The organism is Streptomyces sp. NPDC021622, assembly GCF_040640795.1.
Classification (GTDB): Bacteria; Actinomycetota; Actinomycetes; order Streptomycetales; family Streptomycetaceae; genus Streptomyces.
Genome location: NZ_JBFACK010000027.1, coordinates 74742 through 101291, shown reverse-complemented (window position 1 = coordinate 101291; position 26550 = coordinate 74742). Strand labels below are relative to the sequence as shown.

The 26550-nt window shown below is 69.5% G+C and carries 21 protein-coding genes; 8 read left to right on the top strand and 13 right to left on the bottom strand.

Features of this window, described 5'->3' with window-relative positions; genetic code table 11:
• Window positions 1-3: 3 nt before the first annotated feature.
• From AB0G47_RS38445 to AB0G47_RS38435, 3 genes are read right to left on the bottom strand one after another with little or no spacing between them, the layout of a single operon-like run.
• On the bottom strand, window positions 4-2610 hold the full coding sequence (locus tag AB0G47_RS38445; protein ID WP_360779976.1) for a bifunctional FO biosynthesis protein CofGH: 2607 nt from the start codon (window positions 2608-2610) through the stop codon (window positions 4-6).
• A gap of 43 nt (window positions 2611-2653) precedes the next feature.
• Window positions 2654-3544, bottom strand: coding sequence for an LLM class F420-dependent oxidoreductase (locus AB0G47_RS38440; RefSeq protein ID WP_360779973.1), 891 nt, complete (start codon window positions 3542-3544; stop codon window positions 2654-2656).
• Between the two features lie 33 nt (window positions 3545-3577).
• Complete coding sequence (locus AB0G47_RS38435; RefSeq protein ID WP_360779970.1) at window positions 3578-4117, bottom strand: hypothetical protein; 540 nt, start codon at window positions 4115-4117, stop codon at window positions 3578-3580.
• Between the two features lie 133 nt (window positions 4118-4250).
• Here AB0G47_RS38435 and AB0G47_RS38430 point away from each other — a divergent pair, with 133 nt between their 5' ends.
• Both AB0G47_RS38430 and AB0G47_RS38425 read left to right on the top strand, forming a co-directional pair.
• Window positions 4251-4667: an ankyrin repeat domain-containing protein gene (locus AB0G47_RS38430; protein WP_360779967.1), complete on the top strand. Its 417-nt coding sequence runs from the start codon at window positions 4251-4253 to the stop codon at window positions 4665-4667.
• A gap of 124 nt (window positions 4668-4791) precedes the next feature.
• The gene (locus AB0G47_RS38425) at window positions 4792-6336 is read left to right on the top strand and encodes a CehA/McbA family metallohydrolase (protein ID WP_360779964.1); all 1545 of its coding nucleotides are present in this window, start codon (window positions 4792-4794) and stop codon (window positions 6334-6336) included.
• A gap of 43 nt (window positions 6337-6379) precedes the next feature.
• On the opposite strand, the gene AB0G47_RS38420 is transcribed toward AB0G47_RS38425, so the two are convergent.
• From AB0G47_RS38420 to AB0G47_RS38390, 7 genes are all read right to left on the bottom strand, one after another.
• Window positions 6380-7939: an APC family permease gene (locus tag AB0G47_RS38420; protein WP_360779962.1), complete on the bottom strand. Its 1560-nt coding sequence runs from the start codon at window positions 7937-7939 to the stop codon at window positions 6380-6382.
• A 289-nt stretch (window positions 7940-8228) separates the two neighbouring features.
• Window positions 8229-9701, bottom strand: a complete 1473-nt coding sequence (locus AB0G47_RS38415) for an aldehyde dehydrogenase family protein (RefSeq protein ID WP_360779960.1) — start codon at window positions 9699-9701, stop codon at window positions 8229-8231.
• Window positions 9698-11437, bottom strand: a complete 1740-nt coding sequence (locus tag AB0G47_RS38410) for a D-aminoacylase (protein ID WP_360779958.1) — start codon at window positions 11435-11437, stop codon at window positions 9698-9700. Before AB0G47_RS38410 ends, AB0G47_RS38415 begins: the two co-directional genes overlap by 4 nt.
• A 147-nt stretch (window positions 11438-11584) precedes the next feature.
• Window positions 11585-12712, bottom strand: a complete 1128-nt coding sequence (locus AB0G47_RS38405; protein ID WP_360779955.1) for an LLM class flavin-dependent oxidoreductase — start codon at window positions 12710-12712, stop codon at window positions 11585-11587.
• A 125-nt stretch (window positions 12713-12837) separates the two neighbouring features.
• A complete protein-coding gene (locus tag AB0G47_RS38400) occupies window positions 12838-13623 on the bottom strand; it encodes a glucose 1-dehydrogenase (RefSeq protein ID WP_360779952.1) in 786 nt (261 codons plus the stop codon).
• A gap of 22 nt (window positions 13624-13645) precedes the next feature.
• Window positions 13646-14590, bottom strand: a complete 945-nt coding sequence (locus tag AB0G47_RS38395; RefSeq protein WP_360779949.1) for an LLM class F420-dependent oxidoreductase — start codon at window positions 14588-14590, stop codon at window positions 13646-13648.
• A gap of 149 nt (window positions 14591-14739) precedes the next feature.
• Window positions 14740-15984: an amidohydrolase family protein gene (locus tag AB0G47_RS38390; protein WP_360779947.1), complete on the bottom strand. Its 1245-nt coding sequence runs from the start codon at window positions 15982-15984 to the stop codon at window positions 14740-14742.
• Between the two features lie 324 nt (window positions 15985-16308).
• Here AB0G47_RS38390 and AB0G47_RS38385 point away from each other — a divergent pair, with 324 nt between their 5' ends.
• The 3 genes from AB0G47_RS38385 to AB0G47_RS38375 all read left to right on the top strand — a co-directional run bounded on the left by AB0G47_RS38385 (window position 16309) and on the right by AB0G47_RS38375 (window position 20487).
• A complete protein-coding gene (locus tag AB0G47_RS38385) occupies window positions 16309-19263 on the top strand; it encodes a BTAD domain-containing putative transcriptional regulator (protein ID WP_360779944.1) in 2955 nt (984 codons plus the stop codon).
• A gap of 202 nt (window positions 19264-19465) precedes the next feature.
• Entirely contained in the window at window positions 19466-19642 is a 177-nt protein-coding gene (locus AB0G47_RS38380) for a sigma-like protein (RefSeq protein WP_266865449.1), read from the top strand.
• Window positions 19643-19938: 296 nt separating this feature from the next.
• Complete coding sequence (locus tag AB0G47_RS38375) at window positions 19939-20487, top strand: DUF1062 domain-containing protein (protein ID WP_360779941.1); 549 nt, start codon at window positions 19939-19941, stop codon at window positions 20485-20487.
• A gap of 855 nt (window positions 20488-21342) precedes the next feature.
• On the opposite strand, the gene AB0G47_RS38370 is transcribed toward AB0G47_RS38375, so the two are convergent.
• Complete coding sequence (locus AB0G47_RS38370; protein ID WP_360779939.1) at window positions 21343-21801, bottom strand: hypothetical protein; 459 nt, start codon at window positions 21799-21801, stop codon at window positions 21343-21345.
• 212 nt (window positions 21802-22013) lie between these two features.
• Between AB0G47_RS38370 and AB0G47_RS38365 the strand changes: the two genes are divergently transcribed.
• Window positions 22014-22634: a DJ-1/PfpI family protein gene (locus AB0G47_RS38365; RefSeq protein ID WP_360779936.1), complete on the top strand. Its 621-nt coding sequence runs from the start codon at window positions 22014-22016 to the stop codon at window positions 22632-22634.
• A 41-nt stretch (window positions 22635-22675) separates the two neighbouring features.
• On the top strand, window positions 22676-23308 hold the full coding sequence (locus tag AB0G47_RS38360) for a hypothetical protein (RefSeq protein WP_360779933.1): 633 nt from the start codon (window positions 22676-22678) through the stop codon (window positions 23306-23308).
• Window position 23309: 1 nt separating this feature from the next.
• Here the strand turns inward: AB0G47_RS38360 and AB0G47_RS38355 are convergent, their stop codons facing one another.
• Window positions 23310-24299, bottom strand: a complete 990-nt coding sequence (locus AB0G47_RS38355) for an alpha/beta hydrolase (protein WP_360779930.1) — start codon at window positions 24297-24299, stop codon at window positions 23310-23312.
• Between the two features lie 154 nt (window positions 24300-24453).
• On the opposite strand from AB0G47_RS38355, the gene AB0G47_RS38350 reads away from it, so the two are divergent.
• Entirely contained in the window at window positions 24454-24834 is a 381-nt protein-coding gene (locus AB0G47_RS38350; protein WP_360779929.1) for a VOC family protein, read from the top strand.
• Here AB0G47_RS38350 and AB0G47_RS38345 read toward each other — a convergent pair.
• Window positions 24831-26435 (bottom strand): FadD3 family acyl-CoA ligase, encoded by a 1605-nt coding sequence (locus AB0G47_RS38345; protein ID WP_360779926.1) that lies wholly within the window; start codon window positions 26433-26435, stop codon window positions 24831-24833. The two genes, AB0G47_RS38350 and AB0G47_RS38345, sit on opposite strands and share 4 nt — an antisense overlap.
• Window positions 26436-26550: the final 115 nt, after the last annotated feature.

Here is a 26550-nt window from a genome sequence, read left to right as displayed (position 1 = left end):
AGTTCAGTCCAGCACGGGAAGCAGCTCCGGGAGGTGGCCGTCCGACGCGGCGGCCGCCTCCTGCCGCTCCCGCGGCACCTCTCCGTACAGCGTCGTCCGCGGCTTGGCCGGGCGCCCCGCCTCATCCGCGATCGCCACGAGATCCTTGACCGAGCGGTACGAGCCGTAACTGGAGCCCGCCATCCGGGAGATGGTCTCCTCCATCAGCGTGCCGCCCAGGTCGTTCGCGCCCGAGCGCAGCATCTCCGCCGCGCCCTCCGTGCCCAGCTTCACCCAGCTGGTCTGGATGTTCGGGATGTACGGGTGGAGCAGGAGCCTCGCCATCGCCACCACCGCGCGGTTGTCGCGGGTGGTCGGTCCCGGCCGTGCGATGCCCGCCAGATACACGGGTGCGTTCGTGTGGATGAAGGGGAGCGTCACGAACTCCGTGAAGCCACCGGTCTCTTGCTGGATGGCAGCCAGCGTGCGGAAGTGGCCGAGCCAGTGCCTCGGCTGGTCCACATGCCCGTACATCATCGTGGACGAGGAGCGGATGCCCAGCTCATGGGCCGTCTTGACCACCTCGATCCACGTCGCCGTCGGCAGCTTGCCCTTCGTCAGGACCCAGCGCACCTCGTCGTCGAGGATCTCGGCGGCCGTGCCGGGGATCGAGTCAAGGCCCGCCTCCTTGGCGGCGCTGAGCCAGTCACGTATCGAAAGGCCCGTGCGTGTCGCGCCGTTGACGACCTCCATCGGCGAGAAGGCGTGCACATGCATGCCCGGCACGCGCTCCTTCACGGCCCGCGCGATGTCGAAGTACGCCGTGCCGGGCAGGTCCGGGTGGATGCCGCCTTGCATGCACACCTCGGTGGCGCCGACCTCCCAGGCCTGCTGGGCGCGGTCGGCGACCTGGTCCAGGGAGAGCGTGTACGCGTCCGCGTCGGTCCTGCGCTGGGCGAAGGCGCAGAAACGGCAGCCCGTGTAGCAGACGTTCGTGAAGTTGATGTTCCGCGTGACGATGTACGTCACGTCGTCGCCGACCACCGACTTGCGTACGTCGTCCGCGATGCCGCACAGCGCGTCGAGCGCGGGCCCGTCCGCGTGCAGCAGCGTCAGCGCCTGCGCGTCCGTCAGGCGCGTCGGGTCGTCGGCGGCCGTCTTCAAAGCAGCCCGCACGTCGCCGTCGATGCGGGACGGGACCATGCCGGGCGCGGCCTGCTCGCGCAGCGCGTCCCAGTCGCCGTACACCTCGTCGAAGTCGTCGCGCCGGTCGGAGGTGCGCCCCGTCGTGTCGATGGTGCGGTGCAGGTCGGTGCGGCCGGATGAGGCGACGTATCCCTCGTCGGGCTCCTGCCAGGGGTGGCCCTCCACGACCGCGTCCGGACGCGCCAGCCCCGTCTCCGGGTCGGCGAGTGCCCGCACGTGCGGAAGGAGCCGCGGGTCGAGCCATGGCTCACCCCGCCCCACGAACTCCGGGTAGACACACAGCCGTTCCTCCAGGCGGAAGCCCGCCGCCGCCGACTGCTCGGCGAGCTCGTCGAGCTGCGGCCAGGGCTTCTCGGGGTTCACGTGGTCGATCGTGACCGGAGAGACGCCGCCCCAGTCGTCGATGCCGGCGCCGATCAGGCGCCCGTACTCCCCGTCGACCAGATTCGGCGGGGCCTGGATACAGCCGGCCGGACCCATGATGTGCCGGGCCACGGCGACCGTCGCGACCAGGTCGTCCATCTCGGCGTCCGGCATGCCGCGCATCGCCGTGTCCGGCTTGGCGCGGAAGTTCTGGATGATCAGTTCCTGGATGCCGTGGTACGAGCGCGACACGCGCCGCAGCGCGAACAGCGAATCCGCGCGCTCCTCGTACGTCTCCCCGATCCCGATGAGCAGCCCGCTGGTGAAGGGCACGGACGACCGGCCCGCATCCTCCAACACCCGCAGCCGGACGGCCGGTTCCTTGTCGGGCGAGCCGTAGTGCGGCATGCCCGGCTCGCTCCACAGCCGCTCGGCGGTGGTCTCCAGCATCATGCCCATCGACGGCGCGACCGGCTTGAGCCGCTGGAAGTCCGTCCAGGTCATGACGCCGGGGTTGAGGTGCGGCAGCAGACCCGTCTCCTCCAGGATGCGGATCGAGATGGCACGCACGTACGCGATCGTGTCGTCGTACCCCTCCGCCTCCAGCCACTCCTTCGCTTCGGGCCAGCGGTCCTCGGGCTTGTCGCCGAGGGTGATCAGGGCCTCCTTGCAGCCCAGTTCGGCCCCGCGCCGCGCGATGTCCAGGACTTCGTCCGGAGACATGAACATCCCGTGCCCCGCGCGCCGCAGCTTGCCGGGGACGGTCGCGAACGTGCAGTAGTGGCATTTGTCCCGGCACAGACGGGTCAGCGGGATGAAGACGCTCTTCGAGTACGTGATGACGCCGGGCCGCCCCGCCGCCGCGAGCCCCGCGTCACGCACCCGCGCGGCGGACGCGGCGAGATCCTTGAGGTCGTCACCGCGCGCCTGGAGCAGCACGGCGGCCTCGGCGGTGTCGAGCGCGACGCCGTCCCTGGCGCGCTTGAGGGCGCGGCGCATGGCGTTGGCGGTGGGTCGGGCCGGCTCCTGCGGTGCTGGGTCCTGCGGCGCGCTGTTGGTCATGGCTCCGAGCATACGAGCGGGCGCCGACAGAAACAGCTACAGGTCAGTGCTGGTTTCCGGCGGCCGTTGTGAGGTGCACGTATCGCTGGAATCCGTCGAGCGCCTCCAGTACGCCGGCCTCCTCGCGGGCGGGCAGCTGCACGATGACTTCGTCGATGCCGAGGTCGGCGTAGTGGGCGAGCTTGCCGGGGGTCGGCTCGACCGCCGAGAGGGCGACGTACAGGTCACCGGGCGGGCGGCCCGCGTCCGCCCATGCCTCCCTGAGCGTCGGAAGGGACTCGCGCAGGCCACCGCCGCCGATGGGCAGCCAGCCGTCGGCGTACTCCGCGATGTGCGCGAAGAGCTTGGGGCCTGCGGCGCCGCCGATGAGGGTGCGGGGGCCGTGCAGGGGTGGCCCGTGTTGCTTGCGCTCCCGGGGGGCCAGCCGCGGCTTCGGGTGTACGTCACTGGCCCTTACGCTCGCGAACTCACCCTCGTAGGCGGTGGGTTGGGCGTCCCAGAGGGCCCGCATGACCGCCATCCGGTCCCGCACGAGGGCGCGCCGGGTGGGCCAGTGGACTCCGTGGTCGGCGGCCTCCTCACGGTTCCAGCCGTAGCCGATGCCGAGGGTGAAGCGGCCGCCGGAGAGATGGTCGAGGGTGGCGATCTGCTTGGCGAGGTCGATGGGGTCGTGCTGCCCGACGAGCGTGATGTTCGTGCCGAGGCAGAGGGTCCGGGTGACGGCGGCGGCCTGCGCGAGGGCGACGAAGGGGTTGAGCATCCGGGCGCACTCGGGCGGGAGTTCACCACCGGGGTAGGGGGTTTCGCGGGCCACGGGGATGTGGGAGTGCTCGGGGAGGTAGAGCCCCGCGAAGCCCCGCTGCTCCAGCTCCTGGGCCAGGCGGATCGGGGTGATGGTCTCGTCGGTGAGATAGATCGTGGCGGCAACTCGCATGGGTCGGCCTCCGGTCGGCGGGGGGGGCGGGGCTCACTTCCTAGCCGTCAGCGGCGCAGGAGTCCATGCCGCGCCCGTGTGTCCCTTCCGCCGCCGGTAGTACGCCACCGTCACCGCGATCAGCAGCGGCGCCCACGCGAGGAGCGGCAGATAGCAGGCGACGAGGATCACCTCCTGGACCGGGGTGTCGGTGGCCCCCGAGCCCAGGCCCGCCATGTGGGCGTAGAACGACCAGGCCACAAGGCCCAGCAGCCCCGCCGCCCCCAGCGACGCCGGAACCACCGCCGCCATCGTCGGCACCCGGCGCCCGCCGAGCAGCGGCACCCACGCCGGTACGACCTCGCCCCACCCCCGCACCAGGCCGAGGGTCAGCAGGGCCAGACACTCCGCGACGACGCTGAGCCCCAGCACGTACACCGTCTCCCACCCGCCCGGGAACGGGTCCTTGGCCACGGGGAGCCCCGCGGCCAGGGCGACCCGCCACAGCCCGGAGGGCAGGGTGGCCAGAGGGACGGCGTGGGCGGCGATCACGGCCCAGCGGGGGACGTCCGGCAGTGCGCTCAGCTTCATCATGCGGCCCATGCTGCCGAGGCAGGCACGCCACCCACATCGGCGTACGAGCGGACTCCGCGCCCCGCGCCTCCGCCGCACGGGGGAGCCGAAAATCAGACGCCCGCACGCAACCCGCCGACCTAACCTGACCCCCATGAACAGAAGGCGCCGCAAGAAGCTGACGAAACGACTGGTCCTGGCCGCGCTGCTCGGCCTCCCCACCGAGGTGGAATCGCTGCTGCGCGCGGGCGCCGACCCGCGCACCCCCGACCCCGACGGCACGACCCCCCTCTACATCGCCTCCGTCCAGGGCAACGCCCCCATCGTCCGCGCGCTCCTCGCGGCAGGCGCCGACCCCGACGCGGAGAGCGGCCACGGCGACCAGGGCACGCCGCTGTGCGGGGCGGCGTGCTGGGGCTACACCGAAGCAGTCCACGAACTCCTCGCGCACGGCGCGGACCCCAACCTCCGCGAGGACCGGGGCAAGGGGAACACCCCGCTGTACTGGGCGCTGCAGGGCCCGCACGAGGAGACGGCCACGGTGCTGCGGAAGGCGGGCGCGAAAGCCTAGGCACTGCCGCACGCACGCCCGACACCACCCGTAAGTCTGTCAATTGCCTTCCCTTGCCGGGAAGTTCACGGCTGAATACCAGGGTTGCCCTGCAGTCCCACACGACACCCTGGGGAGCCGCCACATGTGCGAGGACGAGCTACACCACCGCAGCAGAGCCGCCGACACACCCCTGAACCGGCGCGGACTCCTCGTGACGGGAGCCGCCGCCGCGCTTACGTTGAACAGCGTGAGCTTCGCGAGCGCCGCAGGGCGTGCACCCGGAAGTGACGACGAGACCAAGGTGGTGCGCGGCACGCTGCCCACCGGGTCGCCCGACTTCGTGTATCTGCCGGTCGAAGTCCCGGACGGCGTACGGGAGATCCACGTCGCGTACAAGTACGAGAAGGCGACGGTCCCGGCAGGCACCCAGAACAACGCACTCGACATCGGCGTCTTCGACCAGCGCGGCACCGCGCTCGGCGGCAAGGGCTTCCGCGGCTGGTCGGGCGGCGCACGCACCGAGTTCTTCATCCGCGCCGACGACGCGACCCCCGGCTACATCCCGGGACCGGTCAAGGCCGGCACCTGGAACATCGCGCTCGGCCCCTACACCGTCGCCCCGCAAGGCCTGCCCTACGAGGTGACGATCACCCTCAAGCACGGGGAGCCCGGCAAGACGCCGAAGCCCGTCTACCCACCCGAGCGCGCGAAGGGCCGGGGCCGCGCCTGGTACCGCGGCGACTGCCATCTCCACTCCTGGTACTCCGACGGCAGGCGCACCCCGGCCGAGATCGCGGCACTCGCCCGCGCGGCGGGCCTCGACTTCATCAACACCTCCGAGCACAACACGCACTCGGCACACGCCCATTGGGCCGACCAGGCGGGCGACGACCTACTCATCATGCTGGGCGAGGAGGTGACGACCCGCAACGGCCACCTGGTCGCCCTCGGCACGGACCCCGGCACCTTCATCGACTGGCGCTACCGCGCCCGCGACAACCGCTTCGGCAGGTACGCCCGCGAGATCCGCGACGCGGGCGGCCTCGTCGTCCCCGCCCACCCGCACGCCACCTGCATCGGCTGCAACTGGAAGTTCGGCTTCGGCGAGGCGGACGCGGTGGAGGTGTGGAACGGCGCGTACACCCCGGACGACGAGGTCTCGCTGGCCGACTGGGACAGCACCCTCGTCGCCTCGGTCCGCGCCCGCAAGCCGTGGATCCCCGCCATGGGCAACAGCGACGCCCACCGCGACCCCGACCCCGTCGGCTCCCCGCAGACGGTCGTCCTCGCCGACGACCTGACCCGCGAGGCCATCCAGGCCGGCATCCGCGCGGGCCACAGCTACGTGGCCGAGTCCAAAAAGGTCTCCCTGAAGTTCACGGCGACAGGCGGCAAGGGCAAACAGGCAGGCATCGGCGAACGCCTCCCCGTGGACCATGACGCACCAGTGACGGTCCGCGTCGACGTGACAGGCACCCCCGGCTGCACGATCCGCTTCGTGACGGACCAGGGCGTCCTGTTCACATCCCCGGCCCTCCCCGAATCGGGAACAGGCACGGCCCAGTGGCAGACGACGGCCTCGTACGCGGCGTACGTCCGCGCGGAGGTCCGCCACGCACCGGTGGTGACGGGCCTGCCGGGCCCGCTTGCGGCGTTCACGAACCCGATCTTCCTGGGCCGCGACTAGACGACAAGCACGGCGCGCAGACCCTCCAGCGCGAACTGGAGGGTCAGTCCGCGACGACCAGTGCAGGGGTGTCGCGCTTCAGCACTTCGCCCCGGAAGAACGCCGGGCTCTTGCGGCCCATCACCAGCATGATCACCACGCCGAGGAGCAGCAGGCCCACGCCGATCACGAAGACCGAGCCGACACCGAAGACCGAGGAGCCGCTGCCGTACTCCGGGTTCCACATGTCCACCAGCGTCTTGAGGAAGACGGCGGTCAGCAGGATGCCGCCGAAGACCGGGAAGAAGCCCTTGAAGGCGAAGTCGCGGGCGGAAGCGAAGAGCGTGCGCCGGAAGTACCAGGCGCAGGCGAAGGCCGTCAGCGCGTAGTAGAAGCAGATCATGAGGCCGAGGGCGTAGATCGTGTCGACCAGGACGTGCTCGGAGACCAGGGTCATGACCGTGTAGAAGACGCCCGTGGCGACACCCGCGACGACCGTCGCGCGGCCCGGGGTCTTGAAACGGGGGTGCACGCGCGAGTAGGACGCGGGCAGGGCCTCGTACGCCGACATGGCGAGGACCGTGCGGGCCACCGGGATGAAGGTCGTCTGGAGGCTCGCGGCGGCCGAGGCGAGGACGGCGATGAAGAGCAGGATGCCGAGGCCGCTGCCCATGATGGGTCCTGCGAGCGCGGCGAAGACGTTGTCGGAGGTGTCCGGGTTGGCGAGGCCGAGACCCTTGTCGCCGGAGCCGACGGCCATCTGGGCGGCGATGCCGGTGGCGAGATAGGAGCCGATCAGGACGACCATCGAGATGAGCGCCGCGCGGCCGGGGGTCTTCTCGCTGCCGGTGGTCTCCTCATTGGCGGTCAGACATGCGTCCCATCCCCAGAACATGAAGATCGAAAGGGAGAGTCCGGCCGTGAAGGCGCCGAAGGACTGGACGGAGAACGGGTTCAGCCAGGACCAGGAGAAGTCCATCGATCCGGCGAGGTCACCGCTGCGGGCCTTGCCCAGGGCCATGACGACGAACAGGGCGAGGACCACGAGCTGCAGCCCGACCAGGAGGTACTGCACCCCCTTCGTAGCCGTCATCCCCCGATAGCTGATGGCCGTGGCCGCCGCGATCAGGGCGAGGCACGTGGCGATGTGGACGGCCTTGTTGTCGTCCAGGGCGGCCACCGAGTCGTTGCTCGTTATTTCGCCTGCCAGGAGCCAGAAGTACGAGGTCGCGACGCCTGCCAGGTTGGAGAGGACGATGATCGTCGCGATGACCAGGCCCCAGCCGCACATCCAGCCGATCCGCGGGCCGAAGGCCTTGACGGTCCAGGTGAAGGATGTGCCGCAGTCGGGCATGGCCTTGTTGAGCTCGCGGTAGGCGAAGGCCACCAGGAGCATCGGCAGGAAGCCCGCGAGGAAGACCGCGGGCATGGCCAGACCGACCTCGCCGGCTGTGGAGCCGAGGGTCGAGGTCAGGCAGTAGACGGGGGCGACGGTCGAGATGCCGATGACGGCGCTGCCCATGAGGCCCACGGAGTTCCCGCCGAGGCCTTTGGCGCGTACGCCCCCGTCGGGGGCGCCGCTTACCGTGTCTCCGGCCTGGGGCCGTACGTCCAACTGGCTCATGAACAGGACGTTAAGTCCTGCGGTTTCCACATCCGGAGGGATGAGATCCGGATCTTTCGGCTTCCAATCGATGGATGAAATGGGTCAGGCGCCATCGATTGATTGACCCCTCAACCGAATCGGTCGGCCATTGCCAGGCAAATCTCGGGCCGTCCGATATGCGGGAACCGCAGCACTGTCCGGTTTAACCCGTTTCAAATTTTTCCCGAGCGTCATCTCACACTTCACATAAGGGACTTTTCACGAGACACTGTCGCCCGTTTTGCTCCATTGGCTCCGATTTATTCGCTCACCCCGGCCAGACGATCGACTGCAGCTCGCTGTACGCGTGCAGCGCGTACGACCCCACGTCCCGGCCCACCCCGCTCTTCTTGAACCCCCCGAACGGCGCCTCCATGTTCCGCCCGATGGTGTTCACGCCGACCCCGCCCGCCCGCAGCCGCCGTGCCACCCGGAAGGCGCGGGCCACGTCCGCCGACCAGACGTAGTCGATGAGGCCGTAGTCGCTGTCGTTGGCGAGGGCGATGCCTTCTTCCTCGTCCTCGAAGGGGACCACCACGACCACCGGGCCGAAGATCTCCTCCCGCACCACCCGCATGTCGTTCGTGCAGTCCGCGAGCAGCGTCGGGGCGACGTAGAAGCCGCGGTCGAACGCCGGGCGCTCGCCGCCCGCCACCACCCGCGCTCCCTCCTTGCGGCCAAGCTCCACGTACGACTCGATGCGGTCCCGGTGTGCGGACGAGATCACCGGGCCGACGACCGTGCCCTTGTCCCGCGGATCGCCGACCTTCATGTAGCCGATGTAGGTCTTCAGCTTCTCGATGAGGTCGTCGTAGATCGCCCGATGCGCGATCACTCGCGTCGGGGCCGTGCAGATCTGTCCGCTGTAGAAGGCGAACGTCGTCCCTGTCCCCGCCACCGCAGCGTCCAGGTCCGCGTCGTCGAAGACGAGCGCCGCGCCCTTGCCGCCCAGCTCCATCAGCTGCCGCTTCATGTCGCGGCCGCACACCTCGGCGATGCGCTGCCCGACCGACGTCGAGCCGGTGAAGCTGACCATGTCGACGTCCCCGGAGTCGACGGCCGCCTCCCCGACCTCCGGGCGCGCGCCCGACACGACGTTCACCACGCCCGCCGGCGCCCCCGCCTCCTCCAGCGCGGCCGCCATCCGGTACACCGACAGCGGGTCCTGCGGCGCGGGCTTCACCACGACCGTGTTGCCCATGGCCAGGGCGGGCGCGACCTTGCCCGCGGGATTGGCCCAGGGGTTGTTGTACGAGGTGATGCAGGTGACGACGCCCACCGGCTGGCGCACGGCGAGCGCCCCGAGGACGCCCGCCCTGCCCATCGGCCCGGCTTCACTGATCTGCGGAGGCAGAGCCGTCTCGACCGGCTCCATGGCCCCCTTCGCGTACCGCTTGAAGCGCGCCACCGACACCGCGACCTGCATCCCGCGCGCCGTCCCGGTCGTCGCGCCGCTCTCGGCCTGGGCGAGTTCGGCGTACGACGCGAAATCGCGCTGCATGATCGCGGCGGCCCGGTCGAGGACCGCGGCCCGCTCCTCGGGTGTCGTGCGCGACCAGGTGGCGAAGGCCTCCCGGGCGGCGGTCGCCGCCTGGTGCACCTGCGCGCGGCTCGCTTCGGGGGCGAGCCCGACGACGCCCTCGGTCGCCGGGTTGATCACCTCGTAGTGGCCGCCGTCGGGCTCGGTCCACTCGCCGCCGATGAACAGCCGCTGCTCGCCGGGGAGTTCGGAGTCCGTCACTTGGTGCTCACCGTCCTGGTGTCCCGGCCCGAGCGGAGCACCGTGCCGGGGGTCGCGCCCGTCACCTGGTCCTCACGGATGGTCTCGACTCCGTTGACCCACACCGCGTTGATGCCGATCGCCTTCGAGTCGAGGCGCGGGCTGTCCCCCGGCAGGTCGTGCACCAGGGTCGCCTTGCCCGCGTCGATGCGCTCGGGGTCGAAGAGGACGAGGTCGGCGTGGAAGCCCTCCTGGATGCGCCCGCGGTCCCGCAGCCCGAAGAGCTGGGCGGGATCGTCGGTGAGCATCTTCACCGCTTCTTCGAGGCCGACCAATTTCCGCCCCCGCAGACAGTCCCCGATGAACCGCGTCGTGTACGGGGCGCCGCACATCCGGTCCAGGTGCGCGCCCGCGTCGGAGCCGCCCAGCATGACGTCCTCGTGCTGCCAGGCCTCCTGGCGCAGGGCCCACGATTCGGGGTCGTTGTCGGAGGGCATGGGCCACAGGACCGTACGCAGATCGTCGTTGGCGCAGATCTCGACGAGGCACTCGAAGGGCTCCTGGCCGCGCTCGGCGGCGATGTCGCGGACGACGCGCCCCGTCAGCCCTTCGTTCTCCTTCGAGTACGTGTCTCCGATGACGTACCGGTCGAAGTGCGCGAGCCGCCGGAAGACCCCCGCTTCCTTGCTGTCGGCGCGCCGCAGCATCCCGGCCCTGACGTCCGGGTCGCGCAGCTTGGCGATGCGCTCGGGAACGGGCAGGCCGAGGACGTCTCCCCATCCGGGGATCAGATTCAGGGCGCAGAAGGTGCCGAGCGACATGTTCATGGGGGTGAGGATCGGCATGGTGAGGGCGACGATGCGGCCGCCCGCCTTGCGGGCGCGCTCGCTGGGGATCAGCTGGCGCGGCACGCGCTCGGGCACGGCGGAGTCGATGGTGAGGACGTTCCAGTTGAGCGGCCGCCCGGCGGCCGCGCTCATGTCGACGAAGAGGTCGATCTCGTCGTCGCTGAACTGGTCCAGACACCCCGCGACGATGGCTTCGAGCTGCGTTCCCTCGTGCTCGGCGACGGCCCGGCTGAGCGCGAGCAGCTCATCGGGCTTCGCGTGCCGGGATGCCACCGGCTGCCCGTCGCCGTCCGAGTGGGTGGAGGACTGGGTGGTGGAGAGCCCCCAGGCGCCGGCGTCCATGGCGTCGTGGAAGAGGCTCAGCATCTCCTCCAGCTGTGCGGGGGTCGGTTGGCCGCCGACCGCGTCCGCGCCCATGACGTACCGGCGCAGTGCGCAATGCCCCACCATGAAGCCCGCGTTGACGGCGACGCGCCCCTCCAAGGCGTCGAGATACTCCCCGAACGAGCTCCACGACCAGGGCGCGCCCTCTTCGAGTGCGACGAGCGACATGCCCTCGACCTTGGACATCATCCGCCGTGTGTAGTCGGCGTCTTCGGGGCGTGCCGGGTTCAACGGGGCAAGCGTGAAGCCGCAGTTGCCGCCGGCGACGGTGGTGACCCCGTGGTTGAGGGAGGGCGTGGCGTACGGATCCCAGAACAGCTGGGCGTCGTAGTGCGTATGCGGATCGACGAACCCGGGCGCGAGGACGCGCCCTCGGGCGTCTTCGCTGGTCGTGGCCGACTCGGTGACGGTGCCTGGTTCGGCGATGACGGCTATGCGCCCGCCCCGGATGCCTACGTCGGCGACGCGCGCGGGGGCTCCGGTCCCGTCGACGACGGTGGCGCCCTTGATGAGGTGATCAAGCATGACGGTGCAAGTCCCCCTTCGGGGTAATCGGGTGGGTGGGTGGGAGAGATCAAGCCCGTCCGGCGCTTGAGGACACGCCCGAAGGGCGAAGGGGGGAGCCCCGGCCTCCGTCCGGGAGGGGAAGCCGGGGCAGCAGAAGGGGGCGGCTCAACCGCCGGAGGCACCCCGCATACGCGCAGTCCGGTGCACAGGATCCGTATCGATCTTCGGGATCACATGCTCACCGATCAGCTTGATCGTGTTCTTCGTGTCCTCCGGCGAGATCCCGATGGGCAGCCCGAACGACAGCTGATCGGCCCCCGCCTGCTCCCACCGCTTGCACTGCGTGAGCACCTCGTCCGGGTCGCCGCAGATCATCAGCTCCTCGGCGATGAGCAGCTCGATGATCTCCTCGCTGTACTCGGGAAGCAGCTCGGGCCACTGAGGGATGCCCTCGGGCCGCGGGAAGGTGTCGTGGTACCGGAAGAGCAGCGACTGCAGGTAGTTGAGACCCCCGCTCACCGCGATCTCGACGGCCTTCTTGTGCGTCTCCGCACAGATCGCGGTCGACGTCACCATGACGTTGTCGTTGACGAAGGCCCCGACCGGCTCGGCGTCCTTCACGGCCGTCTTGTACGACTCGAGGACCCACTCCATGTCGGAGACCTTCTGCACGCTGAAGCCAAGTACCCCGAGCCCTTTCTCTCCTGCCATCGCATACGAAGGGGGGGACCCGGCGGCGTACCACATGGCAGGGTGGGACTTCCCGTAAGGCTTGGGAAGCACCTTCCTCGGCGGCAGGGACCAGTGCTTGCCCTGGAAGCCGACGTACTCGTCCTGGAGCCACATCTTGGGGAACTCCGCGATGGTCTCTTCCCAGAGTTCCTTGGTGTGGTTCATGTCGGTGATCCCCGGCATGAAGCCCAATATCTCGTGCGACCCGGCGCCGCGCCCCGACCCGAACTCGAAGCGCCCTTCGGAGAGATGGTCGAGCATGGCGACCTTCTCGGCGACCTTGACCGGGTGGTTCACCGGGGCCAGCGGGTTGAAGATGCCGGAGCCCAAATGGATGCGGTCGGTCGCGTGGGCGAGATAGCCGAGGAAGACGTCGTTGGCGGAGAGGTGTGAGTACTCCTCCAGGAAGTGGTGCTCGGACGCCCAGGCGTACTTGAACCCGGACTTGTCCGCCTGGATGACGTACTCGGTCTCCTCGATGAGCGCCTTGTGCTCGGCTTCGGGGTCGACCTTGGCCCGCTTGGCGGGCACGTATCCCTGTACAAAGAGACCGAATTCCAAGGAGGTTCACCATCCTCGTGAGTTTCCGACGGAGTTTCTGACGCACCGTCAGATCTTGATGGGTCGACTGTTCCACCGGTCGCACGGACCGTCAATACCCGCGACCGCCCCGCACTGACGCATCGTCAGACAATGCTGACCCCCGCCAGCCATCCGCCGTCGATGACGAACGGCTGCCCGGTGATGTACGCCGAGTCCCCGCCGGTGAGGAAGAGCGCGAGCGCGGCCACCTCCTCGGGCTTCCCGATCCGCCCGAGCGGCACGAGCTTCTTGTAGAGCTCGGCGACGGCCTCCCGCGCCTCGGTCGGATCGGCGGTGGGGTCGAGCTGCGCCGGATTGGTCATCGGGGTGTCGACGGCCCCCGGGCAGACGGCGTTGACGCGGATGCCCTGCCCCGCGAGCTCCATCGCCGCGACGCGGGTGAGCCCGAGGATGGCGTGCTTGGTCGCGGCGTACGCGCCGACATAGGCCATGCCGGTCATCGCCGTGTACGAGGCGGTGTTCACGATGGTGCCGCCGCCGGCCGCCCCGATCTCGGGGGCAACGGTGCGGATGCCCAGGAAACAGCCCACCTGATTGACCTGGATCACCTGCTGGAATTCCTCCAGCGGCGTGCTGACCAGCTCGTTGAAGCGCAGGATCCCGGCGTTGTTGACCAGCCCGTCGATCTTCCCGAACGCTTCCTTGGCGGCGCCCACGGCGGACTGCCAGTCGGCCTCCTGACTGACGTCGAGATGCACGTACCGGGCCGACTCCTCGCCCAACTCCTTGGCGAGCGCCTCCCCTTGGTCGTCGAGCACGTCCCCGATGACGACTTTCGCCCCCTCGGCGGCGAAGAGCCGGGCCTCCTGCTCGCCCTGTCCGCGTGCCGCGCCGGTGACGATGACGACGCGCCCGTCCAGCTTGCCCATGCCAGTCTCCTTGAGTGAGCTCTCAGTTGAGGTGCGGAGCGACTTCGGCGGCGAACGCCGCCATCTGATCGGTGAGTTCACTGCGGCTGCGCGAGCGGAACCGCACCTGTATCTGCTGCACGCCCATCACCCCGTACGCACGCAGCGACTCCGCGATGGCGTCCGGCTTCCCGCTGATCGTGCGCCGCCCCACGGACCAGGCCGGCTCCCCCACGTACAGCGGCTCGGCGATGGCCCCGACCGTGATCGGCTCCCGCACCCCCGCCTCCTCCCGCAGCCGCCTGAGCCGGGCGATCTGCGCGGGCAGCTTGTCGCGCGGATCCCCCTGCGGCAGCCACCCGTCGCCCCGCACTGCGGCCCTGCGCACGGCGGCGGGCGACGAGCCGCCGACCCAGACCGGCACGCGCGGCTGCACGGGCCGCGGTTGCTGCCCGAACCCCTCGAAGTCGTAGTACTCACCGTGGTGTTCGGGATACTCGTCCGCGCCGAGGGCGGCCTTCAAGGCATCGATGGTCTCGTCGAGAACGGGCCCGCGCCGCTCGAAGTCGGCCCCGACCGCATCGAACTCCTCCTGTACGTGCCCGGCCCCCACCCCCAGGACGAGCCGCCCGCCGCTGAGCCGGTCGAGGGTGGCGTACTGCTTGGCACTGATGAGGGGATGCCTCAGGCCCACGACGGCGACGTGACTCATCAGCCGTACGTTCTCGGTGATCCCGGCGAGGAAGGAGAGCGTGGCCACGGGGTCGTACCAGATGGTGCTCATGGCCTCAGCGAGCCGCCGCGGAATGGCCACGTGATCGCAACTGGCTATATATGCGAAGCCACTGCGATCGGCGACGCGGGCGATCTCGGCGAGATCCTCGGTGGTGGCGTCCGCCTCCCACGCCTCCGCGTACATAGCGCTCTGCGACTGGATCGGGAGCTGCATCCCGTACACGAGTCGCCCTTGCGGAAAGCCCTGCGCCATGAGAAGCCCACCCACCCATCTAGACCTGACGATCCGTCATATCCGACGACACGCACACATCGTCGTAGCTGACGGACCGTCAGGCAAGGGGTGGCGCAAGAAGAAGGGCCCGGCCGCCCCCCACGGAACGCCGGACCCTCCCCCACGAATCACGCCTCGCCTGCGGCCCACAACCCATCACTCGTGAGCCCGAGCAGCTCGATGGCGTTGCCCCGCACGATCCGGTCGACGACGTCCGGCGCGAGGTGCCCCATCTGCGACTCCCCCACTTCCCGGGACTTGGGCCAGGTCGAGTCGGAGTGCGGATAGTCGGTCTCGTACAGGACATTCCCGACCCCGATGGCGTCGAGGTTCTTCAGCCCGAAGGCGTCATCGAAGAAGCAGCCGTACACATGCTCCGTGAACAGCTCGGACGGCGGCCGGTGCACCTTGTCGGCGACCCCGCCCCACCCGCGATTCTCTTCCCACACCACATCCGCACGCTCAAGGATGTACGGAATCCACCCGATCTGCCCCTCCGCATACATGATCTTGAGATTGGGAAACCGCTCGAACTTCCCGCTCATCAGCCAGTCCACCATCGAGAAACAGCAGTTGGCGAAGGTGATGGTCGACCCCACGGCCGGCGGTGCGTCCGCCGACGTACTCGGCATCTTGCTGCTCGACCCGATGTGCATGGCGACGACGGTGCCGGTCTCGTCGCAGGCCCGCAGGAAGGGGTCCCACTCGTCGGTGTGGATGGAGGGAAGGCCCAGATGGGGCGGTATCTCGGAGAACGCGACCGCACGCACGCCGCGCGCCGCATTCCTGCGCACCTCGGCGGCGGCGAGCTCGGCGTCCCAGAGCGGTATGAGGGTGAGTGGAATGAGCCGGCCGCGCGCTTCCGGACCGCACCACTCCTCCACCATCCAGTCGTTGTACGCGCGCACGCCGAGCAGCCCGAGCTCGCGGTCCTTGGCCTCGGTGAAGGTCTGCCCGCAGAAACGGGGAAACGTGGGGAAACAGAGGGCGGACTGGACGTGATTGACGTCCATGTCGGCGAGGCGGTCCGGGACGCTGAACGACCCCGGCCGCATCTGCTCGTACGTAATCACCTCGAGCTTGATCTCGTCACGGTCGTACCCGACGGCGGTGTCGAGCCGAGTGAGCGGCCGATGCAGATCTTCATAGACCCACCAGTCGCCAATGGGCCCGTCATCCCCTTTCGCCCCCATCACCGGGGCGAACTTCCCGCCCATAAAGGTCATTTCCTTCAGGGGTGCACGGACGATGCGCGGCCCGCTGTCCTGGTACTTCGCCGGGAGACGGTCCCGCCAGACATGGGCGGGCTCAACGGTGTGGTCGTCCACCGAGATGATCCTCGGGAACGTCGGAAGGGTCTCAGTGGTGTCCATGTCGACCACGGTAGCGCCGATCTGACGACCCGTCAGCTCTCTTGCAGGCTCTCTTGCGGACTCTCTTGCGGCTCTCTTGCTGCTCCCTTGCTGCTCCCTTGCGGCTCTCTGTACGCCGATGAATGCTCGGCCGCTCGTGCGTGGACCCTGTGAGAGCCGTCTCGCGGAGCTGACGCATCCGCCGCGAACAAGGCAAACTGGCGGGGAGCAAGAACCATGAACGGATAGGCGAACGGCAATCGCGGGTAGGGCAGCCCCGCGACGCACAACCAGGCACGACCAGGCACGGCGACGGCCGGTCACGGCAGGGCAGCAGGGGGAGCGATGGACGGTGTACCGCGAGTACCGGAGCAGCGGCGTCCGGCCCCGGGGAGCACCCCCGAGGTCGAACAGACGTCGCAGTTCAGCGTGCTCGGGCCTGTACGCGCGTGGCTCGGCACCGAGCAGCTCTCCATGGGCTCGCCGCAACAGCGCGCCCTGCTCGCGGCCCTCCTCATGCGCGACGGCCGCACGGCCACGGCATCGGAGCTGATCGACGCCCTGTGGGGCGACGAGCCCCCGTCCCAGGCCCTCGCGGCGGTCCGCACGTACGCATCGCGCCTGCGCAAGGTGCTGCCGCCGGGCGTCCTGGTCAGCGAGTCGGGCGGCTACGCGGTGGTGGTGGCCGACGGCGCGCTCGACCTCACCCTCGCCGAGGACCTGTGGGCGGAGGCCGAGAAGGCACGCGGCGTGGCCGACCTGTGCCAGGCGCGGACGCTGGTCAACAAGGCGCTGAGCCTGTGGGACGGCGAACCTCTGGCGAACGTGCCGGGCCCGTACGCGGAGACGCAGAGGGCCCGCTTGGAGGAGTGGCGGCTTCAGTTGTTGGAGTCGCGCCTGGACATGGACCTGGAGGTCGGCTGCCACGCGGAGTCGGTCTCGGAACTGACGGCGCTGACGGCGGCGCATCCCCTGCGGGAGCGGCTGCGCGAGCTGCTGATGCTGGCGCTGTACCGCAGCGGGCGCCAGGCGGAGGCGCTTGCGGTGTACGCGGACACGCGCCGCCTGCTGGCGGACGAACTGGGCGTGGACCCGCGCCCGGGCCTGAAGGAGCTGCAGCAACGCATCCTGCAGGCGGACCCGGCCCTTGCGGAACCGTCGGCGGCGGCCCCGGAGCCGGCGGCGGCGGTGGTACGCCCGGCCCAGCTCCCGGCGACGGTCCCGGACTTCACGGGTAGGGCATCTTTCGTCTCCGAACTGAGCGAGATCCTCTCCTCGGCGGAGGGCCGGGTGATGGCGGTCTCGGCGCTGGCGGGAATCGGGGGCGTGGGCAAGACGACCTTGGCGGTCCATGTCGCCCACGTGACGCGCACGCACTTCCCGGACGGCCAGCTGTACGTGGACCTACAGGGGGCGGGCGCTCGGGCGGCGGAGCCGGAGACGGTGCTGGGGGCTTTTCTACGGGCCCTGGGCACTTCGGATTCGGCGATTCCGGACTCCTTGGAGGAACGTTCGGCGCTGTACCGCTCGGTCCTGGACGGCCGCCGGGTCCTGGTGGTCCTGGACAACGCGCGGGACGCGGCCCAGGTGAGACCGCTGCTTCCGGGCATGGAGGGCTGCGCGGCGCTGGTGACGAGCCGTATCCGGATGGTGGACCTGGCGGGCGCGCACCTGGTGGACCTGGACGTGATGTCGCCGGAGGAAGCGCTGCTGCTCTTCACCCGGATAGTCGGCGAGGAACGCGTCCAGTCGGAGCGAAAGGCCGCGCTGGACGTGGTGGCGGCGTGCGGCTTCCTGCCGCTGGCGATCCGCATCGCCGCTTCACGCCTGGCAGCCCGCCGCACCTGGACGGTCTCGACGCTCGCCGCCAAGCTGGCGGACGAGCGCCGCAGACTGGACGAACTCCAGGCGGGCGACCTGGCGGTGAAGGCAACGTTCGAACTGGGCTACGGCCAACTGGAGCCGGCGCAGGCACGGGCATTCCGCCTGCTGGGCCTGGCGGACGGCCCTGACCTCTCGCTGGCGGCGGCTGCTGCGGTACTCGACCTGCCGATGGAGGAGACGGAGGACCTGCTGGAGTCCCTGGTCGACACGTCCTTGGTCGAGTCGGCGGCTCCGGGCCGGTACCGGTACCACGACCTGGTCCGCCTCTACGCGCGTGCGTGCGCGGAGCGGGACGAGCAGCCGCCGAGCGAGCGGGATGCGGCCATGTCGCGGTTGTTGGACTACTACTTGGCTTCGGCGGCTCGGGTCTATGCGATAGAGCGGCCGGGGGACCGGACTGCGGACCATTTGGAAGTGACCGGCCGGGGCAGCCTGGACTTCACCGACGGCACCAAGGCCTTTGACTGGCTGCACGCGGAGGCCTCTTGCATCCTGGCGTGTGTCCAGCATTCGCTCGGCAAGAGCAGCCTGCGACGGGCCGTGGACCTACTGCTCGCGGCGAAGGACCTGGCGGAGTCAGGAGCGATCTCGCACCGGTACGAGATGGCGACACGCGCCGCGTGCGAGGCCGCCGCCACGGCAGGCGACGCGCTTGCCGAAGGGCGAGCACGCGTGACGCTTGCCCAAGTGCTCAACAAAGTTGGTCGCTTTGACGACGCCACCGTTGAGCTGGAGCACGCCACCGCGCTCGCCTCGACCTCCGGAGACCCGTGGACCACCGGGAACGCTCTTAACGAACAGGGGATCGTCAACAACTGCATCAACCAGCCGGCAGTGAGCGAGACGCACCTGCGCCAGGCAATCGACGTATTCCGCGCCGACGGCAACCGTCACAGCGAGGCAAGCGCCCTGTGCAATCTGTCCCGGGCCCTCCTCGCGATGGGGCGCACCACCAAGTCGATTGATCTCGCTCAGCAGGGGATCGCCATATACAGCGACCTCGGCGTCACGTACCGCCTGGCCAACGCGAAGTACGCTCTCGGACTTGCCCTGAGTGACGCGGATCGCCGTTCGGAAGCGCTTGAGCAGCTGAACGACGCCCTTCGCATCTTCGCCGAAAACCGCCAGCGCCTGTGGGAGGGAACGACGCACTACCGCGTCGCTCAGGTGTACTTGGCGGACCGCCACGCCGGGCAGGCGGCCCAGCACGCCGAACAGGCCCTCGCCATCGGATGTGTTGGTGGCGAGTGGATGCGAGCCAACGTGCTGACCCTGCTTGGTGAGTCTCTCGTCGGCCTGGGACAACTCGACCGCGCACGGGCCTGCTGGCGTGAAGCTCTGTCGATCCACGAGGAGGCGGGCGCGCCCGAAGCGGCTCAGGTCCGCAATCTCCTCAAGCCTGCCGCCGCCGCCTGACCAGGCCCGCAGCGGCGTTCATCGAACGTTTATGAGTGGCTGCCACTCTCATGGGGTCGATCCGTCGCGTCGGGGGGCAGACGGGTCGCACGGGCCCTGCAGATAGAGTGAGCGGCCCAAAACGCCCGTTCGGCGGCCCTCGGGGGAGTTGCCGAACGGGCGTATCCGATATCAAGAGCCCGTCAATTCCATAGGAGTTGCCATGAGCGAGACCGCCAAGAAGAGCGACGTAACCACCATGGGCGAGGGCCACACGCCTGCCCCGCCGAAGGACGGCACCGTGACCACGCAGGGCGAGGGCCACACGCCCGCCCCGCCGAAGGACGGCACCGTGACCACGCAGGGCGAGGGCCACACGCCCGCCCCGCCGAAGGACTAACCCAAGTCTCACATCCTGACGGGGGATCGATCGGCCGCGGTGGCGCGGAGGGGGAGCCACCGCGGCCGACGCATGTCCGGCGCAGATTCAAGGCGCTGCGAGACCCCGAAGAGCCGGAAAAACCAGTGGAACGGCGCCGCTGCGTGCCACTACCGTGCTGCCGAACCACGTCGTCTAGGCAAGGGCGTTCCGTTGTACACCGCGTGAGACCTCCCGAGTGCTGATCTGTCGCGCGTCGCGCTTATGCGCCGCGCTGCTTTTTGCTGCGGACTTCTCACTGAAACCGGTGTACTTCTGTGCTCAATAGCTGGGTGGTCATGCCCACCTGCCTGCCTACCGTTCTCCGCCGTTGTCACGCATGCGCGTCCGAGCGCTTCAGGCCAAACGGCAAATTTCGCGTCAACGCAAACCACAAGCTCCTCGACGCCTGGCTCCTCGTGCTCTGCAGCGCTTGCGGGGAAACCGCCAAGCTCACTGTCCTGGAGCGGATGCATGTGCGCTCCGTGCAACCTGAGTTGCTGGACCGGATGCACGACAACGACCCCGGCCTGGCAGCTGAACTGCTCCAAGACCCGGCCATACGGCGCCGCAACCGCATCTCCCTCGACTGGGACAACGCCTGGCGCCTAGACACCGGCGGAACGGATCACCTGGACCGCGAGGTGATCGACGTCTCGGTCCGCTTCGCGGCCCGGATCCCTGTCCGGCCGATGCGACTGATCGCTGACGGTTGCGGTCTTTCGCGGTCCGAGGTCGAGCGACTGATGAAGGAGGGGAAGCTCGTTTCGGCAGCCCGCCTGAGCGGCAAGCTCTCCGGCGACTTCACCTTCATGCTCAAGCGCTGAACGCCTGTTGGGGTAGCGGGGTGCTTTGCTGTCCCGGCGTCGAGTTGGCGCCGGGGCCGCCCGGTTGTCCTGAGGTTGGCGGTTCCGGGCCGGGTGTAAAGGGCGCTCCTTCGTCGCGTCGGCTGCGCCGATTGCGCTTCGCTCCACCCTTGACACCCAACCCTCCACCGCGAGAAGCGAGATGACCGGGCGGCCACGAAAGGGGGCTCTCGGGACTGCGGGGATGGGTCATCCGGCTTGAGCGCCGGGTGCGGACTAGTTCGTCGCAGCGTGCCGTGAGGCTGGAGGGGTGCGCGGCCGGTCCGGGGAGCGGTGCCGGTCTCGTCAAGCGTCTGGCGACCGGATCTTCCGGGGTGACCGTCACGCATCACAGGCTGGGAGGGGGTGGGGGACCTACTTTGGAAAAGTAGTGTTCTGACACAAGGGGGGCGCGCGACCCTACGAAACGCAACTTTGCCGAAGTAGGTTGCCCATACCCCTCTCTCTCCCGGCCGGGGCCGGAAGATCCGGTCGGCAGACGCTTGACGAAACCGGCCACCCATCCCTGGACCGGCCTCGCACCCCTCCCACCCCTTCAGCGGGCCGCGCTGCTACGAACAAGTCCGCACCCGGCAGGCAAGCCCGATGACCCGACCGGCAGTCCCCGAGAGCCCCGCTTCCAGGGCCGCCCGGTCATCTCCTCCGTGCGGTGGAGGGGTGGGTGTCAAGGGTGAAGCGAAGCGCAATCGGCGCAGCCGACGCGTAGCGAAGCGGAGCGCCCTTTACACCCGGCCCGGAACCGCCAACCTCAGGACAACCGGGCGGCCCCGGCACCAATCAACCGCAGGCCCAGCAAAGCTCCCGCTCTCGTCGCGGCTACGCCTTGCCCGAGTAGAAGAGCGAGCAGTCCGAGTACTGGCCCTTGACCATGCAGATCCGTACCTTGACCGTCTTGCCCTCGGCGATGTTGCCCGTCTTCCAGCCCGACCAGTACGGGGCCGAGTGCCCCCTGGTCGAGGCAGTGCGGCTGCCGTACGAGAGCATCGCCTCCACGCTCCAGCCGTCCGCCATGTGGTCGTACGCCCGCAGCGCGTCCCCAGGCGCTCCGCTCACCGGGTCCGCGTTCCACTCCGCCTTTCCGGAGTAGTTGTGGTTCGTGTAGACGGCGACGTTGAAGCTTCCGTTGGACGAAACGGCCGTCTTCTCGAAGGTGAAGTTGGGCCGGGCCGCCTCCGCGCCGGCAGCTGCCTCGCCCGCTCCGATGGTGAGGGAGCCACCCGCGAGCAGAGCCGCCGCCGCCAGTTGAGCCGTCGCTCGGCCTCGGCCTCGGTGCATCAAGTTCACTGTGTTTCCTCCTGAGTTCAGCGCGGGAGAACCGGCACCCACGACGCTAGGTCCCGCGGCCAACGGATCTCCAACCGCCATGGTCTGACCTGCCCTTGGCAGGAAAGGTGGGGTACTCGTCATTGCAGACGCCCAGGAGTCGGCTGAAGAATCGGTGGCACGCCCGACCGGCAACGGACCCCGCCCACCCGAAAGGCAGCCCCGTGCAGATCGCGATCCTGCTCTACGACAACTTCACCGCCCTGGACGCCATCGGCCCCTTCCAGACCCTCTCCGCGCTGCCCGACTCCGAAGTCGTCTTCGTCGCCGAGGAGGCCGGGCCCGTCCTCGATGACACCCGGGCCCTCTCCTTCGTCGCCACCAAGGAGCTTCGCGACGTCACTCGGCCCGACATCGTCGTCGTACCCGGCAGTCCCGCCCCCGCCCTCGACAACGAAGCCATACTCGGGTGGCTTCGGAGCGTGGACTCCGGCACCACCTGGACCACCTCCGTGTGCACCGGCTCCCTGATCCTTGCGGCCGCCGGCTTGCTCAACGGGCGGCGCGCCACCTCCCATTGGCTTGCTCTTGAGCAGATCAAGCAGTTCGGGGTCGAGGCGACCGGGCAGCGCGTCGTCTTCGACGGCAAGTACGTCACCGCCGCGGGAGTCTCCGCCGGGATCGACATGGGGCTCACCCTCCTCGGGAAGATCGCGGGCGACGAGTGTGCTCAGGCCCGGCAGTTGCTGATCGAGTACGACCCTCAGCCGCCGTACGACGCCGGGTCCCCGCAGAAGGCACCGGCCTCGGTGGTGGAGATGGTTCGGGGGCAGGGAGCCGTCTGAAAGGGGCAGCTCCCTTACGGGAACGTGGCAGAGTCACCGGCATGGTCCGCATGGTCACGTCACCGCAGCGGCCGCGCCCCGGCGCGGTGTCCGCTCTCCTCATAGGCACCGCCCTCGCAGCACTCACCGCCGGCTGCGGCGAGAAGCCGCACGGCAGCGCCGCCGGCGCCCCGCCGCCCAGCCAACCGAGCGCCGGCCCCAGCAGCTCCCCCAGCCCCGGCGCCTCCCCTTACGTGGAACCCGGCGTCGTCGACGGCGCGCCCCACAACGGGGAGAACAACGCCTACCGGCGCCCCGGCGACATGACACCGGCCGACGAGGAAGCCGCCCAGGCCGAGGCCGCCCGCATGGAGCCCGTGCTCAAGCAGCTCCACAGAACAAAGAAGTGGGACCCGGAGAGCGTGAAGGCCGCGCTCACCGGCAAACTCGGGTACGAGGTCCGGAAGGTCACCAGCCGGGGCAAGCTGCTCGGCGGCGAGCTCGACGTGCAGAAGATGCGGGCGCGCTACGAGAGCGAGACCGACGAGTACGTCACGCCCGAGGGGGCTTCGATCGGGCTCTACGTAGGCCGGCACGCCTGCGTCACCGCCTTCGTGCAGCCGACCAACTACGGCCTGAAGACCAACGGGCCCTTCCCGGAGACCGGTTGCATGGAACCGCCCGTCGGGCACTGACTCAGCGGAGCCCCCTCAGCCACTCCAGCAACAACCCGCTCACCTCGTCCGCCCGCTCCTGCTGCACCCAGTGCCCGCACCCCTCCAGGATGTGCGAGGACACCAAGCCGGGGAGCGTCTCGGGGTACGCCTTGATCGCGTCGGACAGCCATGTCGTCGAGGCGTCGAGCTCGCCGCCGATGAAGAGGGAGGGCTGGCGGATCGGGGCCGAGTCCCAGGCCGCCAGGTCCTCCCAGTCGCGGTCGACGTTGCGGTAGCGGTTGAGCGCTCCGGTCAGGCCCGTGCGCTCGAACTCGGCTGCGTAGACATCGAGTTCGGCCTGCGTCAGCCAGGAGGGCAGCACCCCTCCAGCCTCGAAACGGTCCGACATCCTGCCGCCCGGCGCGATGAAGTGGAGGCTGCCGCCCGCAGCGGATGGCCGCCGCATCGTGTCCGCCGAGAGCCCCGCGTAGAAGCCCGCCAGCCAGCCCCGCACATCCGGCTCGATCTCCGCCTCCGCCCTTCCCGGCTCCTGGAAGTACGAGACGTAGAACTCCTCCTCGCCCCCGATCCGGGCGAACGCGTCCGTCGGCCGGAAGCCGTTCCGCGGCGCGTAGGGGACGCTCAGCAGGGCCACCGCCGTGAAGACGTCCGGCCTGAGCAGCGCGGAATTGGCCGCGATGGCCGAGCCCCAGTCGTGCCCGATGACCGTCGCGCGCTCCTCACCCAGCCCGCGGACCACCCCCACGTTGTCGGCCACATGCGCCAGCATCCGGTACGCCGCCACCCCCTCCGGCTTCGACGAGCGCCCGTATCCGCGTACGTCGACGGCGACCGCCCGGAAGCCCGCCTCCGCCAGAACCGGAAGCTGATGACGCCACGAGTACCAGGACTCGGGGAAGCCGTGGACGAGCAGGACCAAGGGGCCCTCGCCCTGCTCCACCAGGTGGATCCGGCCGCCACCGGGGACGTCCACGAGTCGGTGCTGCGGGCCGTGCGTCGGGCTCGGCATGTTTCCTCCCGGATCAGGCGTTACGTACGTACACCACGATCCTGGGCTCCGGGGCCGGCCGCCCGCCAGGAACTTTGCCAGGGCGGCAAACGATCCCGAACGCTCACCCGAAACTCGTTGGACAGCCGGTCCGCCGCTCCCCGATAGTCCCGCCATGAGTTCTTTGGTGCGCCACCTCACATTCGACTGTTCCGACGCCTACCGCCAGGGCACCTTCTGGGCCGAAGTGCTCGGTGGGAAACTCGCCGACGACGACTTCCCCGGAGACCCGGAAGCGCTCGTCGAGGCCGAGGGGATGACCCTTCTCTTCGTCACCGTGCCCGACGGCAAGACCGTAAAGAACCGCGTCCACGTCGACCTGCAGCCGCAGGACCGGACCCGCGACGAAGAGGTCGAGCGGCTGCTCGCACTCGGAGCGAAGGTCTTCGAGGATCACCGGAAGCCCGACGGGCGGGGCTGGGTCACCCTCCTCGACCTCGAGGGGAATGAGTTCTGCGTCGAGCGCAGTGCCGGTGAGCGTCAGGCCGCGAACTAGCCCCGCCTGCACCGCAGTTCCTGTTTCAGGACCTTACCGCTCGCGTTCCTCGGCAGCTCCGTCACGAACTCGATCTGCCTCGGCACCTTGTAGTTGGCCATCTCGCGGCGCGACCAGGCGATCAGGTCGTCGGAGGTGAGGACCGCGCCCGGGCGGCGCACCACATACGCCTTGCCCACCTCCCCCAGGCGCGGATCCGGGACGCCGATCACCGCCACGTCCGCCACCTGCGGGTGCACGCCGATGAGTTGCTCTATCTCGGCGGGGTAGGCGTTGAAACCGCCGACGATGAACATGTCCTTGATGCGGTCGGTGATGCGCAGGTTGCCCGCCCCGTCGAGGACTCCCACGTCGCCCGTGCGCAGCCAGCCGTCCGGTGTGAGCGCCTTCTTCGTCTCCGCCGGGTCCTCGAAGTAGCCCTGCATGACGTTGTGTCCGCGGACGAGGATCTCGCCCGGATGGCCCGGCGAGAGCGTCTCGCCGCCGGGGGACACCACCCGTACCTCCGTGTCGGGGATGGCGCGGCCCGAGGTGGCGGCGATGATCCGGGCGGCATCCCCCTGGCGGCACATCGTCACGATGCCGCTCGCCTCCGAGAGGCCGTACGCCGTCAGGACGGTGGCGATGTGGAGCTCGCTGCGCAGGCGTTCCACCAGTTGGAGGGGGACCACCGCCGCGCCCGTCACCACCAGGCGCAGGGCGGAGAGGTCGTGCTGGTCGCGGGACGGGTGGTCGAGGAGGGATTGGTGCAGGGTCGGCGGGCCCGGAAGGACGGAGATCCTCTCCGACGCCACGTTCGCAAGGACCGTGTCCACGTTGAAGACCGGCTGCGGGATCATCGTCGCGCCCCGCATCAGGCAGGCGATGATCCCCGCCTTGTAGCCGAAGGTGTGGAAGAAGGGGTTCACGATCAGGTAGCGGTCGCCTTCGCGCAGGCCCGCGAGCTCGCTCCAGACGTCGTAGCAGCGCAGGGTCTGGGCGTGGGTGATGACCGCTCCCTTGGGGCGGCCCGTCGTACCCGACGTGTAGATGATGTCCGAGGGCGCGGCGCCGTCGATGCCGTCCGCGCGCGCCCGGACGTCCTGCGCGCGCACCCCGTCACCGCTCGCGACGAAGTCCTTCCAGGTGCGGAAGTCCTCCGGGGCGTCGTCGGACAGGACGACCACCTGCTCCAGGTGCGGCAGGCCCGGCAGCGGGCCGTCTCCCCTTCCCTCGGCGGTCGCGCGTCGCAGCGATGCGACGTACGACGTACCGAGGAAGGTGCCCGTCACGAAGAGCAGTTTCGCCCGGCTGCGTTCCAGGACGTACGCGGCCTCCGTGCCCTTGAAGCGGGTGTTCAGCGGGACGAGGACCGCGCCCGCCGAGACGGCGCCGAGCGCGGAGACGATCCAGTCGAGAGTGTTGGGGGCCCAGACGGCCACCCGGTCCCCGGAGTTGACGCCGTTGGCCATGCACGCGGCGGCCGCCCGCTCCACGCGCCGGCCGAGCTCCTCGTACGAGACACGGGTGCGGCCCTCGACGACCGCCTCCCGCTCCCCGTACCGCTCGGCGGCCGCCCGGACAAGTCCCGGGATGCTGCCCCACTCCAGGTCGCCGCGCATAGAAAGCCCCTCCGAACGCAGTAGCTGACTATCCGTCAGATTAGCTGTAGCCTGACGCGCTGTCAGCAGTCGGGACGTATGGCGAAGCCCTGAGGGGCTGGCCGCCCGGGGAGGT

What these genes read in the sequence shown, in the direction of transcription:
- AB0G47_RS38445 (WP_360779976.1), bottom strand. Translation starts at nt 2,610, where the DNA reads ATGACCAACAGCGCGCCGCAGGACCCAGCACCGCAGGAGCCGGCCCGA.
- AB0G47_RS38440 (WP_360779973.1), bottom strand. Translation starts at nt 3,544, where the DNA reads ATGCGAGTTGCCGCCACGATCTATCTCACCGACGAGACCATCACCCCG.
- AB0G47_RS38435 (WP_360779970.1), bottom strand. Translation starts at nt 4,117, where the DNA reads ATGATGAAGCTGAGCGCACTGCCGGACGTCCCCCGCTGGGCCGTGATC.
- AB0G47_RS38430 (WP_360779967.1), top strand. Translation starts at nt 4,251, where the DNA reads ATGAACAGAAGGCGCCGCAAGAAGCTGACGAAACGACTGGTCCTGGCC.
- AB0G47_RS38425 (WP_360779964.1), top strand. Translation starts at nt 4,792, where the DNA reads ATGTGCGAGGACGAGCTACACCACCGCAGCAGAGCCGCCGACACACCC.
- AB0G47_RS38420 (WP_360779962.1), bottom strand. Translation starts at nt 7,939, where the DNA reads ATGAGCCAGTTGGACGTACGGCCCCAGGCCGGAGACACGGTAAGCGGC.
- AB0G47_RS38410 (WP_360779958.1), bottom strand. Translation starts at nt 11,437, where the DNA reads ATGCTTGATCACCTCATCAAGGGCGCCACCGTCGTCGACGGGACCGGA.
- AB0G47_RS38400 (WP_360779952.1), bottom strand. Translation starts at nt 13,623, where the DNA reads ATGGGCAAGCTGGACGGGCGCGTCGTCATCGTCACCGGCGCGGCACGC.
- AB0G47_RS38395 (WP_360779949.1), bottom strand. Translation starts at nt 14,590, where the DNA reads ATGGCGCAGGGCTTTCCGCAAGGGCGACTCGTGTACGGGATGCAGCTC.
- AB0G47_RS38390 (WP_360779947.1), bottom strand. Translation starts at nt 15,984, where the DNA reads ATGGACACCACTGAGACCCTTCCGACGTTCCCGAGGATCATCTCGGTG.
- AB0G47_RS38385 (WP_360779944.1), top strand. Translation starts at nt 16,309, where the DNA reads ATGGACGGTGTACCGCGAGTACCGGAGCAGCGGCGTCCGGCCCCGGGG.
- AB0G47_RS38380 (WP_266865449.1), top strand. Translation starts at nt 19,466, where the DNA reads ATGAGCGAGACCGCCAAGAAGAGCGACGTAACCACCATGGGCGAGGGC.
- AB0G47_RS38370 (WP_360779939.1), bottom strand. Translation starts at nt 21,801, where the DNA reads ATGCACCGAGGCCGAGGCCGAGCGACGGCTCAACTGGCGGCGGCGGCT.
- AB0G47_RS38360 (WP_360779933.1), top strand. Translation starts at nt 22,676, where the DNA reads ATGGTCCGCATGGTCACGTCACCGCAGCGGCCGCGCCCCGGCGCGGTG.
- AB0G47_RS38355 (WP_360779930.1), bottom strand. Translation starts at nt 24,299, where the DNA reads ATGCCGAGCCCGACGCACGGCCCGCAGCACCGACTCGTGGACGTCCCC.
- AB0G47_RS38350 (WP_360779929.1), top strand. Translation starts at nt 24,454, where the DNA reads ATGAGTTCTTTGGTGCGCCACCTCACATTCGACTGTTCCGACGCCTAC.
- AB0G47_RS38345 (WP_360779926.1), bottom strand. Translation starts at nt 26,435, where the DNA reads ATGCGCGGCGACCTGGAGTGGGGCAGCATCCCGGGACTTGTCCGGGCG.